This window comes from Pseudomonas sp. NPDC096925, from assembly GCF_044762545.1.
Taxonomy (GTDB): domain Bacteria; phylum Pseudomonadota; class Gammaproteobacteria; order Pseudomonadales; family Pseudomonadaceae; genus Aquipseudomonas.
Window position 1 is genome coordinate 254,530 of sequence record NZ_JBIWEM010000004.1, and the last position, 15,263, is coordinate 269,792.

A 15,263-nucleotide genomic window follows, 5' to 3' on the forward strand; every position below is an offset into this window, starting at 1 on the left:
GCGCCCCATTCCATGTGGGAGCGGCCTTGTGTCGCGAAAGGGGCGCAAGGCGTCCCCGGCAATCCTGAGGGATACGCAATGGCCAAGACCCGCAACAACCCCACCGCCTCACCCCCACCCACCCTCGGTGAAGGCTGCCTGGCGCGCTACGACCCTGAAGCACTGGCCGACACCGATGGCACCGATTTCCCCGGCGCTGCCGAACTTTGGCAGCAGCTCAACCCGCCTGACGCCGCCAGCGCTCCAGCAGCGGGCGCGCCAGCAGGCACACGAACACTGGCCCACCCGCCAGCAGATAAAAGTAGTAAGTGACCGCCCGCCATATCAGGATCGCCGCAGCCGCGGTCGAACTGCCCACCAGTGGCGTCAGCAGGCTGGCCGAAGTCAGCTCGGCGGCACCGGCACCGCCAGGCAGCAGGCTGAACTGGCCGGCACTGAGCGACAGCATCTGCACCAGGAAGCTGGGGATCCACGCCAGGTCTACCCCCAACCCTCTCAATACCAGGTACAACACGCTGTAGCGCAGGCCCCAGTGGGCGCAGGTCAGGGTGAACACCAGGGTCAGCGTGCGCTTGGGCAGGCGCCAGGTCTGCGCCAGTGCGTCGATGAAGCGCAGCAGTTTGCGCGCCCAGCGGCGCTTGCGCTGTCGGCTCATGCCCAGCCGGCGCAGCAATCTGCCGTTCACGCGCATCACCGTGCGCCGGTAGCGCAACAGGCCGATCACCCCGGCCAATGCCGTGCACAGCAGCAACGCGCTACCTAGTAACATGCTCTCCTGGCTGCGGCCCAGACTGTGGAACAGCGCATAGCCGGCAATCGCCAGCATCGCGCAGAAAAAGAACACCAGGTCGTTCAACTGGTCCATGGCAAACACCGCGCCGCTGCGCGCCGGGCCGATACGGTCGCGTGCCAGCAGGGCCATCAGGGTCAAGGGGCCACCGCTGCCACCGGGGGTGGTACAGATGGCGAACTCGGTGGCCATCACCACGCCCAGGCTACGCAGGCGCCCAAGCCTTGCCCCTTGCTGGCCAAGCAGCAGGCGCAGGCGAATGGCGTTGATGACCCAGCACAGCAGGATCATGCCCAGCAAGGTCAGCATCAGGCTGGGTGCGAAGCGCTGCAGCCTTGGCAGCAGCTCACTGCCACCGAGCAGGGCCGGCACCAGCACGGCGCCGAGCAGTGCCAGGGCCAGCCAGGCCAGACGGCTCATGCGCTGGCCTGGCGGTCGAGCCAGGTGGACTTGGTCAGGGGCTCGCGGCCCTGTGCCAGCAGGGTGCGCACGGTGTTCAGCCAATAGTCGCGCGATGCGCGATGGCGCATGTCCACCGGATGCAGGCCCAGGCGCAGGGTCTCGGCGTCGCGCCAGCGCCGGCATTGCCAGTCGCACAGCACCCGTGACAGGCCGCGACGCCAGGCGCTGCGGGCGCTCCAGACCAGCCCAGGAGCCTTGATCGCGGTAAAGTCTGGCAAGCGGTACAGGTGCTGTGGGGTGCTGGTGTAGCGCAGCGGCAGGCAGCGCAAGGCTTGGCGGGTGCCTTCGCTCATCAGCCAGGCGGGCGCGACGAAGCCGGCCACTGGCCAGCCCTGCTGGCCGAACAGGGCCAGGCCTTGCTCCAGGCGTTGCAGGGCCTGCTGCCGGTCGAGGGCGTAGAACTCACCTTCATGGGTATAGATGCGGCGCATGAAGTATTCGCCGGGCGTGCGCGGTGGCGGGCCGTTGTCGGCATGGTAGAAACCGTGCAGGGCGAGCTCGTCGCCACGGGCCAGGCGCCGTTCGAGCAAGCGACAGAAGGTGGGCGAGCGCTGCAGCGCGTTGCGGTGATGAAAGTCCGGCACTACCAGCCAGGTCATGGGGATGCCGCCGATGGCGTCGATGGCCTGGACGAAGGGTTGGTAGTCGGGCCAGGTCTCGGGTGCTACATCGTGCAGCACCAGCATCAGGCTGCGCGACGCTGGCAGTGGCTCAGCCATGGGCACGAACCTGCGGCTGGTGGCCGAGCACGGCCTGGTAGTGCTGCAGCAGGCCGGCGACCACGTTGTCCCAGGAATAGTGCTGCTCGGCATGGCGACGGGCCTGTGCCCCGAGTTTGCGCACGCCGGCCTCGAACGCCTCTTGTACGGCCGTCGCCATGGCCTGGCTATCGTTGGGGCGGCACAGGCGCCCGCACTGTTCGTTGACGATTTCGCCGAAGGCCCCGGCGCGCACGGCCACCACCGGTGTGGCGCTGGCCATTGCTTCGAGAATGACCAGGCCGAAGGTTTCCTGGTCGCCGGCGTGTACCAGCAGGTCGGCGCTGGCCATCAGCCGGGCGACTTCCGGCGCCGGGCAGAAGTGGTCGATCACACTGACGTTCTGGGGCACGTTGGCCGGCATGTTCGAGCCCACCAGCAACAGGTGGTAGGGGTGGCCCAGGTGCTGCATGCAGTCGAGCAGCACCGGCAGGTTCTTTTCCCGTGAGCCACGGCCGGCGTAGATCAGCAGGCGACTGGTGTCGGCAATGCCCAGTTCGGCACGCAGCTGCGGGTCGCGCCGGCTGGGGTGGAAGGTGGCCAGGTCCACGCCCAGGCGCTGCACATGCACATCGCGCACCCCGAGGCGGCGCAGCTTGTCGGCCATGACCTGGCTTGGGGCCAGGACCCGGTCGAAATTGCCGTACAGTTTGCTGACATAGGCTTCAACGTTAGGGGTGAACCAGTTGCCCATGCGGTTGCTGACCAGCAGCGGTAGATCGGAATGGTAGAAGCCGATCACCGGCACATCGAGCTTGCGTCGGGCCTCCAGCGCAGCCCAGGCGGTCAGGTAGGGGTCGCCGACTTCGATCAGGTCGGGTTTGAGCCTGCGCAGTACATTGCACCAAGGGGCCAGGCGCACCGGGAAGCGGTAGCCGTTGCCGAACGGCAGCGGTGGTGCGGGTACCTGGTAGATGCCATCGGCGTGTTGCGCGCTGGCACCGGGTATCAGCAAGCTGTGGCGCACGCCCTGGATGGCGTCGAGGCGGTGGTGTTTGGCATCAAGATAGGTACGTACGCCGCCGCTGGCGGGGGCGTAGAACATGGTGATGTCGGCGATGTGCACGATCAGCATCCCTCCGGGATCGTCTTCGGGTCCGTCATCCGGCGCTAGCGGGCCGGCGATGACGCGCCTAAAGGTTGACCTATCAGAAGGATAGTTTGTTCGATCGGGGTTGGGTGGGGCAGGGTAAGGCGGGGGAACGATGTGGGCTTCTTCGCGGGCTTGCCCGCTCCCACGGGAATTACACAGGCCTCAGGGGCTGTGCAGTTGCTGTGGAAGCGGGCGACGCGGTGTGTGATCAGATGCGGAAGCTGCCCACCAGATGCTTCAGGCGGCCGGCCTGCTGCTCCAGGTCGGAGCAGGCGCGCAGGGTGGCCTGCAGGTTTTCCACGCCTTCCTGGTTGAGCATGTTGATCTCGTTGATATCCATGTTGATCGCCTCGACCACGGCGGTCTGCTCTTCGGTGGCGGTGGCCACCGACTGGTTCATGCCGTCGATCTCGCCGATACGTACGGTAACGCTGTCCAGCCGCTCACCGGCCTGGTTGGCGATCTGCATGCTGTCCTGGCTGTGGCGCTGGCTCTGGTCCATGGTTTCGACCGACTCGCGGGCGCCAACCTGCAGTTCTTCGATCATGGTCTGCACCTGCTGCGCCGACTCCTGGGTGCGGTGCGCCAGGTTGCGTACTTCATCGGCGACCACGGCAAAACCACGCCCGGCTTCACCGGCACGGGCCGCTTCGATGGCCGCGTTCAGCGCCAGCAGGTTGGTCTGCTGGGAAATGCTGGTGATCACTTCGAGGATCTGGCCGATGTTGACGGTCTTGCTGTTCAGCGTCTCGATGTGCGCACTGGAGGTGACGATCAGGTCGGACAGGCGGTTCATCGCCGCAATGTTGCGCTCCACCACCTGTTGCCCTTCCTCGGCCAGCAACCGCGCCGAGCTGGCGTGCTGCGAGGCCTGGGCGGCGTTGCCGGCAATTTCCTGGGCGGCGGCGCCCAGTTCGTTGATGGCGGCGGCTACGCTGTTGGTGCGGTTGGACTGCTCGTCGGAGTTGGTCATCGACGAGTTCGAGGCACTGATGACCCGCAGGGCCACTTCGTTGACCTGTTCGGTGGCCGAGGACACTTCGCGGATCGAGTTGTGGATACGCTCGACGAAACGGTTGAAGGCGCTGCCCAGGATGCCGAATTCGTCGTGGTTGTGGATGCGCAGGCGCTTGGTCAGGTCGCCTTCACCTTCGGCGATGTCTTCCATGGCGCGGGTCATGGTGTGCAGCGGCTGCATCAGCACGCGGATCAGCAGGCCGAGCAGGCCGATGATGATCACCACCGCTACCAGCGTGGCGATCACCGCCGAGGTGCGGAAGGTGCTGAGCATCGAGAAGGCCTTGTCCTTGTCCACCGACAGGCCGATGTACCAGTTGGCCGACGGCAGGCCGCTGATCGGAGTGAAGGTCAGCAGGCGGGCCTGGCCTTCGCTCTGCACTTCGGTCAGCTCACCGGTCAGTTTCGGCGTGTGCTGCGGGAACAGGTCCGACAGCGACTTCATCACCAGGTCTTTGTCCGGGTGCACCAGGATCTTGCCCTGGTCGTTGACCAGGAAGGCGTAGCCCATGCCGCCGAAGTTCAGCGAGTTGATGATCTGCACCAGGCCGTCCAGGGCCAGGTCGCCACCGACCACACCGACACCACTGGACACTTTGTCGATGATGCCGATGACCATCTTGTTGGTGGCCATGTCGATGTACGGCTCGGTCAGGATCGCACCGGCGGCGTTCATGCCGTCCTTGTACCAGGGGCGGGTGCGTGGGTCGTAGCCGTCGGGCATCTTCGTGTCCGGGCGCACGCTGAAGCCGCCGTCGACCTTGCCCACGTATACCGTGAGAAAGCTTGAGATCAGTGCATTCTGGCCCAACAGGGTTTCGGCGTTTGTCGGGTCCTGGGCAATGTTCTGTGCCAGGTTTTCCACCAGCTTGATACGGCCTTCGAACAGGTTGCGGATGTTGGTTGAAGTGGAGGCGCCCATTTCAGCCAGATAGTTTTCCAGGTCCTCGCGGATCGCATTACGCTGGAGGTAATCGTTGTAGAGCGTGAACAGGCTGAAGGCGAGTATCACGATCAGTGATGCGGCCAAAAGAATCTTGTGGCTGAAACGAAGGCTTTTGTTCATGGCGTAATCGGTTCCGCTAAGGTTTTATATCAGGCGTTTGCACCCGTGGAGTCACAATGCAGTGCAACATCCCGAAAAGTCCCTTTTCGGTTGTCCCTCTCTATTAAGGCGAATATCACCCACAGGTATCGGCCGAATTAAGGCAAAGCTTGAGCAGAGGATTAAAGAGATGTCGGAATTTTCGACCATCGTTGTAGGCGCTGGCCCGGATGGCCAGCCAGTTGGGCAAGCGATGAGGCTGGCCAACCGCCATGGCCTGGTGGCGGGTGCGACGGGTACTGGCAAGACCGTCACCCTGCAGCATCTGGCGGAAGCGTTCAGTGATGCGGGGGTGGCCGTGTTCGCCGCCGATGTCAAAGGCGACCTGTGCGGCCTGGGCGCTGCTGGTGCGCCGCAGGGCAAGGTGGCCGAGCGTATCGCCGGCATGCCCTGGCTAGGGCACAGGCCGCAGGCTTACCCGGTGAGCCTGTGGGACATTGCGGGCCAGTCCGGCCACCCGCTGCGCACCACCCTCAGTGAAATGGGGCCGCTGCTGCTGGGCAACTTGCTGGAGCTGACCGACAGTCAACAGGCGGCGCTGTATGCGGCGTTCAAGGTGGCCGACCGCGAAGGCCTGCTGCTGCTCGACCTCAAGGACCTCAAGGCGCTGCTCGCGCACCTGAAGGACAACCCGCAACTGCTGGGCGAAGACAGTGCGCTGATGACCACGGCCTCCACCCAGGCCCTGTTGCGCCGGCTGGCTACCCTGGAGCAGCAGGGCGCCGAGGCGCTGTTCGGTGAACCTGGCTTGCAGCTCGAGGACCTCTTGCGGCCAGACCCGGACGGCCGTGGGCGTATCCACCTGCTGGACGCGAGCCGGTTGGTGCACGAGGCGCCCAAGGTGTACGCGACCTTCCTGTTGTGGCTGCTGGCCGAGTTGTTCGAGCAGTTGCCCGAGCGCGGCGATGCCGACAAGCCGGTACTGGCGTTGTTCTTCGATGAAGCGCACTTGCTGTTCAACGATACGCCCAAGGCATTGCAGGATCGCCTGGAACAGGTGGTGCGGCTGATCCGCTCCAAGGGCGTGGGGGTGTACTTCGTCACCCAGTCGCCGGGGGACTTGCCGGATGCGGTGCTGGCCCAGTTGGGCTTGCGCATTCAGCATGGCTTGCGGGCATTTACCGCCAAAGAGCAGAAGTCGCTGCGGGCGGTGGCCGATGGCTTCCGCCCCAACCCGGCGTTCGACACCCTGGCGGTGCTGACCGAGCTGGGGATTGGCGAGGCGCTGGTGGGGACGCTGGAAGAGAAGGGCACGCCTGCGATGGTGCAACGGGTACTGATTGCACCACCGCAGTCGCGTATCGGGCCGTTGAGCGGGGCTGAGCGCAGTGCGCTGATTGCCGCTTCGCCGCTGGCGGGGCGTTATGACAAGCCGGTGGATCGTGAGTCGGCCTATGAGATGCTGACCCAGCGCAAGGGCGAACCGGTGGAGCCGGCGCCGCAACCCAAGGCGGATGAGGAGAGCTTTGCCGACAAGGCCGGTGAGTTCTTGCAGAGTGCGGCGGGGCAGGCGATCAAGTCGGCGGTGCGCCAGGCGGCCAACCAGTTGGGGCGCCAGTTGGTGCGGGGCTTGATGGGGTCGTTGCTGGGGGGCAAGAAAAGGTAGGTTGCCTGTAGCGGCCTCTTCGCGGGTAAACCCGCTCCCACAGGTTCTCCACAGATATCAAGAGCTGTGCATGAGCTGTGGGAGCGGGTTTGCCCGCGAAGGGGCCGCTACAGAAAAAAGGCGACCCGAAGGCCGCCTCTTTCAGAACCGTATCACTCAGCCAATGGCTTTGGACGCCAGCCAGAACAGGCCGGCCGCCAGGCCCATCGACGCAGGCAGGGTCAGTACCCAGGCCAGCAGGATGGTCTTCACGGTGCCGCCTTGCAGGCCGCTCTTGTTGGCAACCATGGTACCGGCCACGCCGGACGACAGCACGTGGGTGGTCGATACCGGCAGGGCGAAGATGTTGGCCATGCCGATGGCGCAAGCCGCGGTGATCTGCGCCGACATGCCCTGGGCATAGGTCATGCCCTGCTTGCCGATCTTCTCGCCAACGGTCAGTACCACGCGCTTCCAGCCGACCATGGTACCCAGGCCCAGGGCCAGGGCGACGGCCACGATTACCCAGAACGGGGCGTACTCGGTGGTGGCGGTCAGGTCTTTGCGCAGTTTTTCCAGGTCGGCCTTTTCACGGGCTTCCAGGCCCGGCAGCTTGCCGACCTTCTTCGCCGTGTCGTCCAGGCACAGCAGGTAGCGACGCACTTCGACACGCTTGTCGGCACTCAGGCTGTGGTAGTCGGTAACGCCTTGCAGCGAGGACTGCAGCGCGGCAATGGTCGGCTCGGTCTGCTGCGGGTTGCAGCTGAACTGCTCCGGCAGGTCGCTGGACTTGGCCTTGCCCAGTGCCAGGAACTCGCCCAGGGTGGCGGCGTTGCGCTGGTAGAACTGGCTCATGTGCAGGGTGGCGTCGCGGGTACGCTCGATCTGGTAGGTGGTGCTGTTCAGGTCGAGGACGAACTTGGCCGGGACGATACCGATCAGCACCAGCATGATCAGGCCGATGCCTTTCTGGCCGTCGTTGGAGCCGTGCACGAAGCTCACGCCCATGGCCGAAACCACCAGTACCAGGCGGTTCCAGAACGGCGGGTGCTTCTTGTCGTCGAGCTTGCGGCGCTGCTCGGGGGTCTTGTGCATCTTCGACAGCGGGCGCCACCACTTCAGGCCGATCAGCACCAGTGCTGCAACGGCGAAGCCGGCCATGGGCGAGACCACCAGCGACATGGCAATGTCGATCGCCTTCTGCCAGTTGACACCGTCGCCCAGCGGGATGTCGTTGATCAGGGCATTGGCCAGGCCGACACCGAGGATGGAGCCGATCAGCGTGTGCGAGCTGGAGGCGGGGATACCGAAGTACCAGGTGCCCAGGTTCCAGGTGATGGCCGCAGCCAGCAGCGAGAAGACCATGGCCAGGCCGTGTCCGGTGTTCACATTGATCAGCAGCTCTACCGGCAGCAGGTGCACGATGGCATAGGCCACCCCGACACCGCCGAGCAGAACGCCAAGGAAGTTGAACACGCCGGAGAAGAACACGGCGAGGTGCGGCGGCATGGCTTTGGTATAGATGACGGTAGCTACCGCATTGGCGGTGTCATGAAAGCCATTGATGAACTCGAAGGCGAGTACGAAGGTCAAGGCGAGCAGCAGGCTCACCAACACCCAGGCATCCAGTCCGCTGAATAATTCGATCATGAAGGTTGTCTGGCGGTCTTAGGGGGGCGGGATTATGCCAGAAAACGTTGGCAATCGATGCATCTGCGACAGACCGACGGCAATCTTCCTGACGTGAGCACGATGTGCATGTCAGGGCGTGCAGGCAGGGAAATGTCTGCGAAAAATCGCGAAATCTGGCTAAAACCGGCAAAATGATGGAGAAAAAGCCGCTTCCCTACTATTCAAACGGTCGTATGAAATTTGTGTGATTCCATTTCATCTTCGGCCTGACAGTAAAGATCGACCGCGCCCGGCTGGCCGGGCGGCGACGCGCTGGCGTGGTCCCGTGAGTCAGGGATTGTCGCTGCGCAGTTCCTTTTCCATACGTTCCAGTTCCTGGCTGAAGGCCTGGTCGCGCACGCTGGCACGCTTGCGCCAAGGTTTGCGTTCCGGGTCCGGTTGTGCGGCGTAAGTGGTGACTTCACCACCGTAAACATCCTTGTAACGCTCCGCCTGGCGCTCGAGTTCCGCGCGCAGTTCATCTTTCGTCACAGTAGTACCTGAATCAAGTTCGATGAGTGTTGTTGTGCGTTGTACCGCGTGCACATGCCTTGCTGGCCGCAACGGCTTGATACAGCGGAAGGTTCCGTTACCACGGCATCGTCGAGGCCTGCGCAATCGATTATAGCAACCGATATTGCGCCGAACATCGTTGTTTACCCAACCCTTACATCACCTGACGCAAGTAACGGGATGCGTCCGACAACAGTTTGGGCCTTTCGTGCAAGTTTGAAAGGCAAGACGGACAAAAGTTCGCTGCAATGCAGTAGCGGGTCCGTTGACCGGGAGGGTAATGAAAAACGGCCTCGCCAAAAGGCGAGGCCGTTGCCTGGGGACTTCTACGGTGGGTACCTGACCAGTCTCTCCAAAGAAGCCACAAGTGGCAGGAGAAAGGTATAAGTAAAAGTGTCAGCGGTCAATTGCGATTATCGGCCGTTTGTTCGATAATCGCACGAGTGGGCGTTTTTTTGAGGTGTGCGATGAGTGACGAAACCCTGGTCAACGATTCCGTCAATCCAGAGTCGGCCAATCCAGAGCAGGCACGATCTGCCTCGGCAGCCCTGGCACCGCCGATCGTGGCTTCCCCGGCCAAACGCATCCAGGCCTTTACCGGCGACCCGGACTTCATGACCTCCCTGGCGCGTGGCCTGGCTGTGATCCAGGCCTTCCAGGAACGCAAGCGCCACCTGACCATCGCCCAGATCAGCCACCGCACCGAAATCCCCCGGGCGGCGGTGCGCCGTTGCCTGCACACGCTGATCAAGCTGGGTTACGCCACCACCGACGGGCGCACCTATTCGCTGTTGCCCAAAGTGCTGACGCTGGGGCATGCGTACCTGTCGTCGACGCCGCTGGCGATTTCTGCCCAGCCTTACCTGGACCGCATCAGCGATCAGCTGCACGAGGCGGCCAACATGGCCACGCTCGAAGGTGACGACATTCTTTATATAGCCCGTTCGGCCACGGTGGAGCGGCTGATCTCGGTCGACCTGTCGGTGGGCGGGCGCCTGCCGGCCTATTGCACTTCGATGGGGCGCATTCTGTTGGCGGCCATGGATGACACCAGCCTGCGTGAATACCTGGAACGTGCCGACCTGAAGGCGCGAACCAGCCGTACCTTGCATGACCCCGAGTCGCTGTTCGCCTGTATCCAGCAGGTGCGTGCCCAGGGCTGGTGCGTGGTGGACCAGGAGCTGGAGCAGGGGCTGCGCTCGATTGCCGTGCCGGTGTATGACGCCTCGGGGCAGGTGTTGGCTGCGTTGAATGTGAGTACCCATGTCGGGCGAGTGACGCGCAGTGAGCTGGAGCAGCGGTTCCTGCCGATTTTGCTGGCGGCTAGCCGGGACCTTTGCCATCAGCTGTTTGGCTGAGCCTGCAGGGGGCCGCAAAGCGCCCCCTTTCAAATCTGGAACAGGCAAAACCGTTTCCTGTGCGATAAACGCACAGTGTCGTTCGCAGTCAATTGCGCCTCCACCGCCCGCTGATTAATGTCTCCGCAGTCGGCTATGCCGACCGAACAAGAAAAACATAAGAGGCACTTACCATGAATACTGTCCCCTCGCTGCCGCGGCCGCACCCGTGCGCAGTACCGTTGTATCCAGGCTGACGCCGGCTCCATTCCCCCAAAACCATTGTCCTCTGTACCGTTTGATCGTGTGCAGTGGCCTGGCTGTGCCCCTCATTCTGGATAACAATAATGAACCAAGCGCAAACCAACGTCGGCAAAAGCCTCGACGTCCAGTCGTTCATCAATCAGCAGCCGCTGTCCCGCTACCAGTGGCGGGTGGTGCTGTTGTGCTTCCTGATCGTCTTCCTCGATGGCCTGGACACCGCCGCCATGGGCTTCATCGCCCCGGCCCTGTCGCAGGAGTGGGGGATTGACCGCGCCAGCCTCGGCCCGGTCATGAGTGCTGCATTGATCGGCATGGTGTTCGGTGCCCTCGGCTCCGGCCCGTTGGCCGACCGCTTTGGCCGCAAGGGCGTGCTGGTGGGCGCGGTACTGGTCTTCGGCGGCTTCAGCCTGGCCTCGGCCTTCGCCACCAACGTCGACCAGTTGCTGGTATTGCGCTTCCTGACCGGCCTGGGCCTTGGCGCAGGCATGCCCAACGCCACCACGCTGTTGTCTGAATACACCCCCGAGCGCCTCAAGTCGCTGCTGGTGACCAGCATGTTCTGTGGCTTCAACCTGGGTATGGCCGGTGGTGGTTTCATTTCCGCCAAGATGATCCCTGCCTACGGTTGGCACAGCCTGCTGGTGATCGGTGGCGTGCTGCCGTTGCTGCTGGCGCTGGTGCTGATGGTGTGGTTGCCGGAGTCGGCGCGGTTCCTGGTGGTGCGCAACCGGGGCACCGACAAGGTGCGCAAGACCTTGTCGCCCATCGCGCCACAGGTGGTGGCCGAGGCGGGCAGCTTCAGCGTGCCGGAACAGAAGGCGGTGGCCGCGCGCAACGTGTTTGCGCTGATTTTCTCCGGCACCTACGGCATGGGCACCATGCTGCTGTGGTTGACCTACTTCATGGGCCTGGTGATCGTCTATCTGCTGACCAGCTGGCTGCCAACCTTGATGCGCGACAGCGGTGCGAGCATGGAGCAGGCTGCCTTCATCGGCGCACTGTTCCAGTTCGGTGGCGTGCTGAGTGCCGTCGGCGTGGGCTGGGCCATGGACCGCTTCAATCCGCACAAGGTGATCGGCATTTTCTACCTGCTGGCCGGGGTCTTCGCCTACGCCGTGGGGCAGAGCCTGGGCAATATCACCGTATTGGCCACGCTGGTGCTGGTTGCCGGCATGTGCGTGAACGGCGCCCAGTCGGCGATGCCGTCGCTGGCGGCGCGCTTCTATCCGACCCAGAGCCGCGCCACGGGCGTATCGTGGATGCTGGGTATTGGCCGCTTCGGGGCGATTCTCGGCGCCTGGAGTGGTGCGACGCTGCTGGGGCTGGGCTGGACCTTCGAACAGGTGCTCACGGCATTGCTGGTGCCGGCGGGGCTGGCGACCGTGGGTGTGATCGTGAAAGGGCTGGTGAGCCACGCTGACGCGACCTGACGCAATGGCCTCATCGCCGGCAAGCCAGCTCACACAGGAATGCATCAGGCCCCGGGCCGGTGCCGTACCTGTGTGAGCTGGCTTGCCGGCGATGAGGCCAGTACGGGCAGCCAGGGGGATAGGTAGGGATGCAATAATTGGTTCGATAATCGCACGAATAGTCGATTATCGGATTGTAAGCCGCCCATGAGTCTCCTTAATCTGAGCTTACCGAAGCACCCTGACCAGGAGTCTCCAAATGGCTGCAATTCTCCCGCTTCACGAAGCCGTGAAGCAGTTCATCCAGGATGGCGATACCGTCGCCCTCGAAGGTTTCACTCACCTGATCCCGACAGCCGCCGGCCACGAGATCATCCGTCAGGGCAAGCGCGACCTGACCCTGGTGCGCATGACTCCGGACCTGATCTACGACCAGCTGATCGGCGCCGGTTGCGCCAGCAAGCTGATCTTCTCCTGGGGTGGTAACCCGGGTGTCGGTTCGCTGCACCGCCTGCGTGATGCCGTCGAGAAGCAGTGGCCACACGCCATCGAAATCGAAGAGCACAGCCACGCCGACCTGGCCAACGCCTATGTCGCCGGTGCTTCGGGCCTGCCGTTCGCCGTGCTGCGTGCCTACGCCGGCTCCGACCTGCCGAAGGTCAACCCGCTGATCAAGAGCGTCACCTGCCCGTTCACTGGTGAAGTGCTGGCAGCCGTGCCCTCGGTACGCCCGGACGTGACCGTGATCCACGCGCAAAAGGCCGACCGCAAAGGCAACGTGCTGCTGTGGGGCATCCTCGGTGTGCAGAAGGAGGCCGCCCTGGCCGCCAAGCGCTGCATCGTCACCGTCGAGGAAATCGTCGACGACCTGCAGGCCCCGATGAACGCCTGCGTGCTGCCGACCTGGGCGCTGAGCGCGGTATGCCTGGTACCGGGTGGTGCGCACCCGTCCTATGCCCACGGCTACTACGAGCGTGACAACCGCTTCTACCAGGCCTGGGACCCGATTGCGCGTAGCCGTGAATCGTTCACCGCCTGGATCGACACCTACATCCGTGGCACTGCCGATTTCAACGAATTCAAGGCCAAGCTGGCCAGCACTGCGGAGGCCGCACAATGAGCTACTCCACTTCCGAAATGATGACCGTCGCCGCAGCCCGTCGCCTGCGCAACGGTGCTGTGTGCTTCGTCGGCATCGGCCTGCCGTCCAAGGCTGCCAACCTGGCGCGCCTGACCTCGTCGCCTGACGTGGTGCTGATCTACGAATCCGGCCCGATCGGCGCCAAGCCAAGCGTGCTGCCGCTGTCGATCGGTGACGGCGAGCTGGCCGAAACCGCTGACACCGTGGTGCCGACCGGCGAGATCTTCCGCTATTGGCTGCAAGGTGGTCGCATCGACGTCGGCTTCCTTGGCGCCGCCCAGGTCGACCGCTTCGGCAACATCAACACTACCGTGGTCGGTGACTACCACGCCCCGAAAACCCGCCTGCCGGGTGCCGGTGGCGCACCGGAAATCGCCGGTTCCGCCAAGCAGGTGCTGATCATCCTCAAGCAGTCGCCGCGTGCCTTCGTCGACAAGCTGGACTTCATCACCTCGGTTGGCCACGGTGAAGGTGGCGACTCGCGCAAACGCCTTGGCCTGCCAGGCGATGGCCCGGTCGGCATCATCACCGACCTGTGCATCATGGAGCCGGAAGCCGGCACCCATGAATTCGTCGTCACCGCCATCCACCCGGGCGTGACCCGTGAGCAGATCATCGCTGCCACTGGCTGGGCGATCCGCTTTGCCGATGATGTGCAGACCACTGCCGAACCTACCGAAGTCGAGCTGTCCGCCCTGCGTGACCTCGAAGCCCGCACCGCCGTGGCCCATGGCCAGGTGGCAGGAGAAGCCTGATGCGCGACGTATTCATCTGTGACGCCATCCGCACCCCGATCGGCCGCTTCGGCGGCGCCCTGGCCGGCGTGCGGGCCGACGACCTGGCCGCCGTGCCGCTGAAGGCGCTGATCGAGCGCAACCCCGGCGTGCAGTGGGATCAGGTTGACGAAGTGTTCTTCGGCTGCGCCAACCAGGCCGGTGAAGACAACCGCAACGTGGCGCGCATGGCGCTGCTGCTGGCCGGCCTGCCGGAGAGCATCCCGGGCGTTACCCTGAACCGCTTGTGCGCGTCGGGCATGGATGCCGTTGGCACTGCCTTCCGCGCCATTGCCAGCGGCGAAATGGAACTGGCGATTGCCGGCGGCGTCGAGTCGATGTCGCGTGCCCCGTTCGTCATGGGCAAGGCCGAAAGCGGCTATTCGCGCAACATGAAGCTTGAAGACACCACCATCGGCTGGCGTTTCATCAACCCGCTGATGAAGAGCCAGTATGGTGTGCACTCCATGCCGGAAACTGCCGACAACGTGGCCGACGATTACCAGGTTTCGCGCGCTGACCAGGACGCATTCGCCCTGCGCAGCCAGCAGAAGGCAGCTGCCGCCCAGGCCGCCGGCTTCTTCGCCGAAGAGATCGTGCCGGTGCGTATCGCGCACAAGAAAGGCGAGACCATCGTCGAGCATGACGAGCACCTGCGCCCGGAAACCACACTGGAAGCCCTGACCAGGCTCAAGCCGGTCAACGGCCCGGACAAGACCGTCACCGCTGGCAATGCCTCGGGCGTTAACGACGGTGCTGCGGCGCTGATCCTGGCTTCGGCCGAGGCGGTGAAGAAGCACGGCCTGACCCCACGTGCCCGAGTACTGGGCATGGCCAGTGCCGGTGTTGCACCGCGGGTGATGGGTATTGGCCCGGTGCCGGCGGTGCGCAAGCTGACCGAGCGCCTGGGTATGGCGGTGAATGATTTCGATGTGATCGAGCTCAACGAAGCCTTTGCCAGCCAAGGTTTGGCGGTGCTGCGCGAGCTGGGTGTGGCCGACGATGCGCCGCAGGTGAACCCTAACGGCGGTGCCATCGCCTTGGGCCATCCGCTGGGCATGAGCGGTGCGCGTCTGGTGCTGACCGCGCTTCACCAGCTGGAGAAGAGTGGTGGGCGCAAGGGCCTGGCGACCATGTGTGTGGGTGTCGGCCAAGGTTTGGCGCTGGCCATCGAGCGGGTTTGACCTGTACCGGCCTCTTCGCGGGCACGCCCGCTCCCACAGGGGGACCACGCCTCCCGCTGTGGGAGCGGGTTTACCCGCGAAGAGGCCGGCCCTGCCAGACACAAGGCCAATTGCCAGCCAGATTGCGGAACGAGTGTGTTACCAGGTGTGTCTAGAATTAC

12 protein-coding genes and 1 pseudogene are annotated in these 15,263 nt (G+C 64.0%); 6 read left to right on the top strand and 7 right to left on the bottom strand.

Features of this window, described 5'->3' with window-relative positions:
- Nucleotides 1-217: 217 nt before the first annotated feature.
- The 5 genes and pseudogenes from ACIQYU_RS14975 to ACIQYU_RS14995 all read right to left on the bottom strand — a co-directional run.
- Complete coding sequence (locus ACIQYU_RS14975; RefSeq protein ID WP_207838239.1) at nucleotides 218-1,210, bottom strand: lysylphosphatidylglycerol synthase transmembrane domain-containing protein; 993 nt, start codon at nucleotides 1,208-1,210, stop codon at nucleotides 218-220.
- Nucleotides 1,207-1,971, bottom strand: a complete 765-nt coding sequence (locus tag ACIQYU_RS14980) for a DUF2334 domain-containing protein (RefSeq protein WP_207838237.1) — start codon at nucleotides 1,969-1,971, stop codon at nucleotides 1,207-1,209. The genes ACIQYU_RS14975 and ACIQYU_RS14980 overlap by 4 nt, the downstream gene beginning before the upstream one ends.
- The gene (locus tag ACIQYU_RS14985; protein ID WP_207838236.1) at nucleotides 1,964-3,085 is read right to left on the bottom strand and encodes a glycosyltransferase family 1 protein; all 1,122 of its coding nucleotides are present in this window, start codon (nucleotides 3,083-3,085) and stop codon (nucleotides 1,964-1,966) included. Before ACIQYU_RS14985 ends, ACIQYU_RS14980 begins: the two co-directional genes overlap by 8 nt.
- A gap of 226 nt (nucleotides 3,086-3,311) precedes the next feature.
- Nucleotides 3,312-4,076, bottom strand: a complete 765-nt coding sequence (locus tag ACIQYU_RS14990; protein WP_370464237.1) for a methyl-accepting chemotaxis protein — start codon at nucleotides 4,074-4,076, stop codon at nucleotides 3,312-3,314.
- A 93-nt stretch (nucleotides 4,077-4,169) separates the two neighbouring features.
- Nucleotides 4,170-5,186 (bottom strand): annotated as a pseudogene (locus ACIQYU_RS14995) (cache domain-containing protein); the annotation flags it as partial.
- Nucleotides 5,187-5,355: 169 nt separating this feature from the next.
- Between ACIQYU_RS14995 and ACIQYU_RS15000 the strand changes: the two are divergent.
- Nucleotides 5,356-6,831 (top strand): helicase HerA-like domain-containing protein, encoded by a 1,476-nt coding sequence (locus tag ACIQYU_RS15000; protein ID WP_207836750.1) that lies wholly within the window; start codon nucleotides 5,356-5,358, stop codon nucleotides 6,829-6,831.
- Nucleotides 6,832-6,987: 156 nt separating this feature from the next.
- Here ACIQYU_RS15000 and ACIQYU_RS15005 read toward each other — a convergent pair whose 3' ends face one another.
- Both ACIQYU_RS15005 and ACIQYU_RS15010 read right to left on the bottom strand, forming a co-directional pair.
- Nucleotides 6,988-8,460: an inorganic phosphate transporter gene (locus tag ACIQYU_RS15005; protein ID WP_085590382.1), complete on the bottom strand. Its 1,473-nt coding sequence runs from the start codon at nucleotides 8,458-8,460 to the stop codon at nucleotides 6,988-6,990.
- Nucleotides 8,461-8,772: 312 nt separating this feature from the next.
- Nucleotides 8,773-8,973 (bottom strand): hypothetical protein, encoded by a 201-nt coding sequence (locus ACIQYU_RS15010; protein ID WP_063913241.1) that lies wholly within the window; start codon nucleotides 8,971-8,973, stop codon nucleotides 8,773-8,775.
- Between the two features lie 488 nt (nucleotides 8,974-9,461).
- On the opposite strand from ACIQYU_RS15010, the gene pcaR reads away from it, so the two are divergent.
- From pcaR to pcaF, 5 genes are all read left to right on the top strand, one after another.
- Nucleotides 9,462-10,352 carry a pca regulon transcriptional regulator PcaR gene (pcaR, locus tag ACIQYU_RS15015; RefSeq protein ID WP_063913240.1) on the top strand — a complete coding sequence of 297 codons (891 nt, stop codon included), beginning with the start codon at nucleotides 9,462-9,464 and terminating at the stop codon, nucleotides 10,350-10,352.
- A gap of 326 nt (nucleotides 10,353-10,678) precedes the next feature.
- Complete coding sequence (locus ACIQYU_RS15020; RefSeq protein WP_207836748.1) at nucleotides 10,679-12,025, top strand: MFS transporter; 1,347 nt, start codon at nucleotides 10,679-10,681, stop codon at nucleotides 12,023-12,025.
- Between the two features lie 238 nt (nucleotides 12,026-12,263).
- Nucleotides 12,264-13,124: a CoA transferase subunit A gene (locus ACIQYU_RS15025; protein ID WP_015271654.1), complete on the top strand. Its 861-nt coding sequence runs from the start codon at nucleotides 12,264-12,266 to the stop codon at nucleotides 13,122-13,124.
- Nucleotides 13,121-13,900 carry a CoA-transferase subunit beta gene (locus ACIQYU_RS15030; protein WP_063913238.1) on the top strand — a complete coding sequence of 260 codons (780 nt, stop codon included), beginning with the start codon at nucleotides 13,121-13,123 and terminating at the stop codon, nucleotides 13,898-13,900. The genes ACIQYU_RS15025 and ACIQYU_RS15030 overlap by 4 nt, the downstream gene beginning before the upstream one ends.
- The gene (gene pcaF, locus ACIQYU_RS15035) at nucleotides 13,897-15,102 is read left to right on the top strand and encodes a 3-oxoadipyl-CoA thiolase (RefSeq protein WP_207836767.1); all 1,206 of its coding nucleotides are present in this window, start codon (nucleotides 13,897-13,899) and stop codon (nucleotides 15,100-15,102) included. Before ACIQYU_RS15030 ends, pcaF begins: the two co-directional genes overlap by 4 nt.
- The last annotated feature ends 161 nt before the right edge of the window (nucleotides 15,103-15,263 follow it).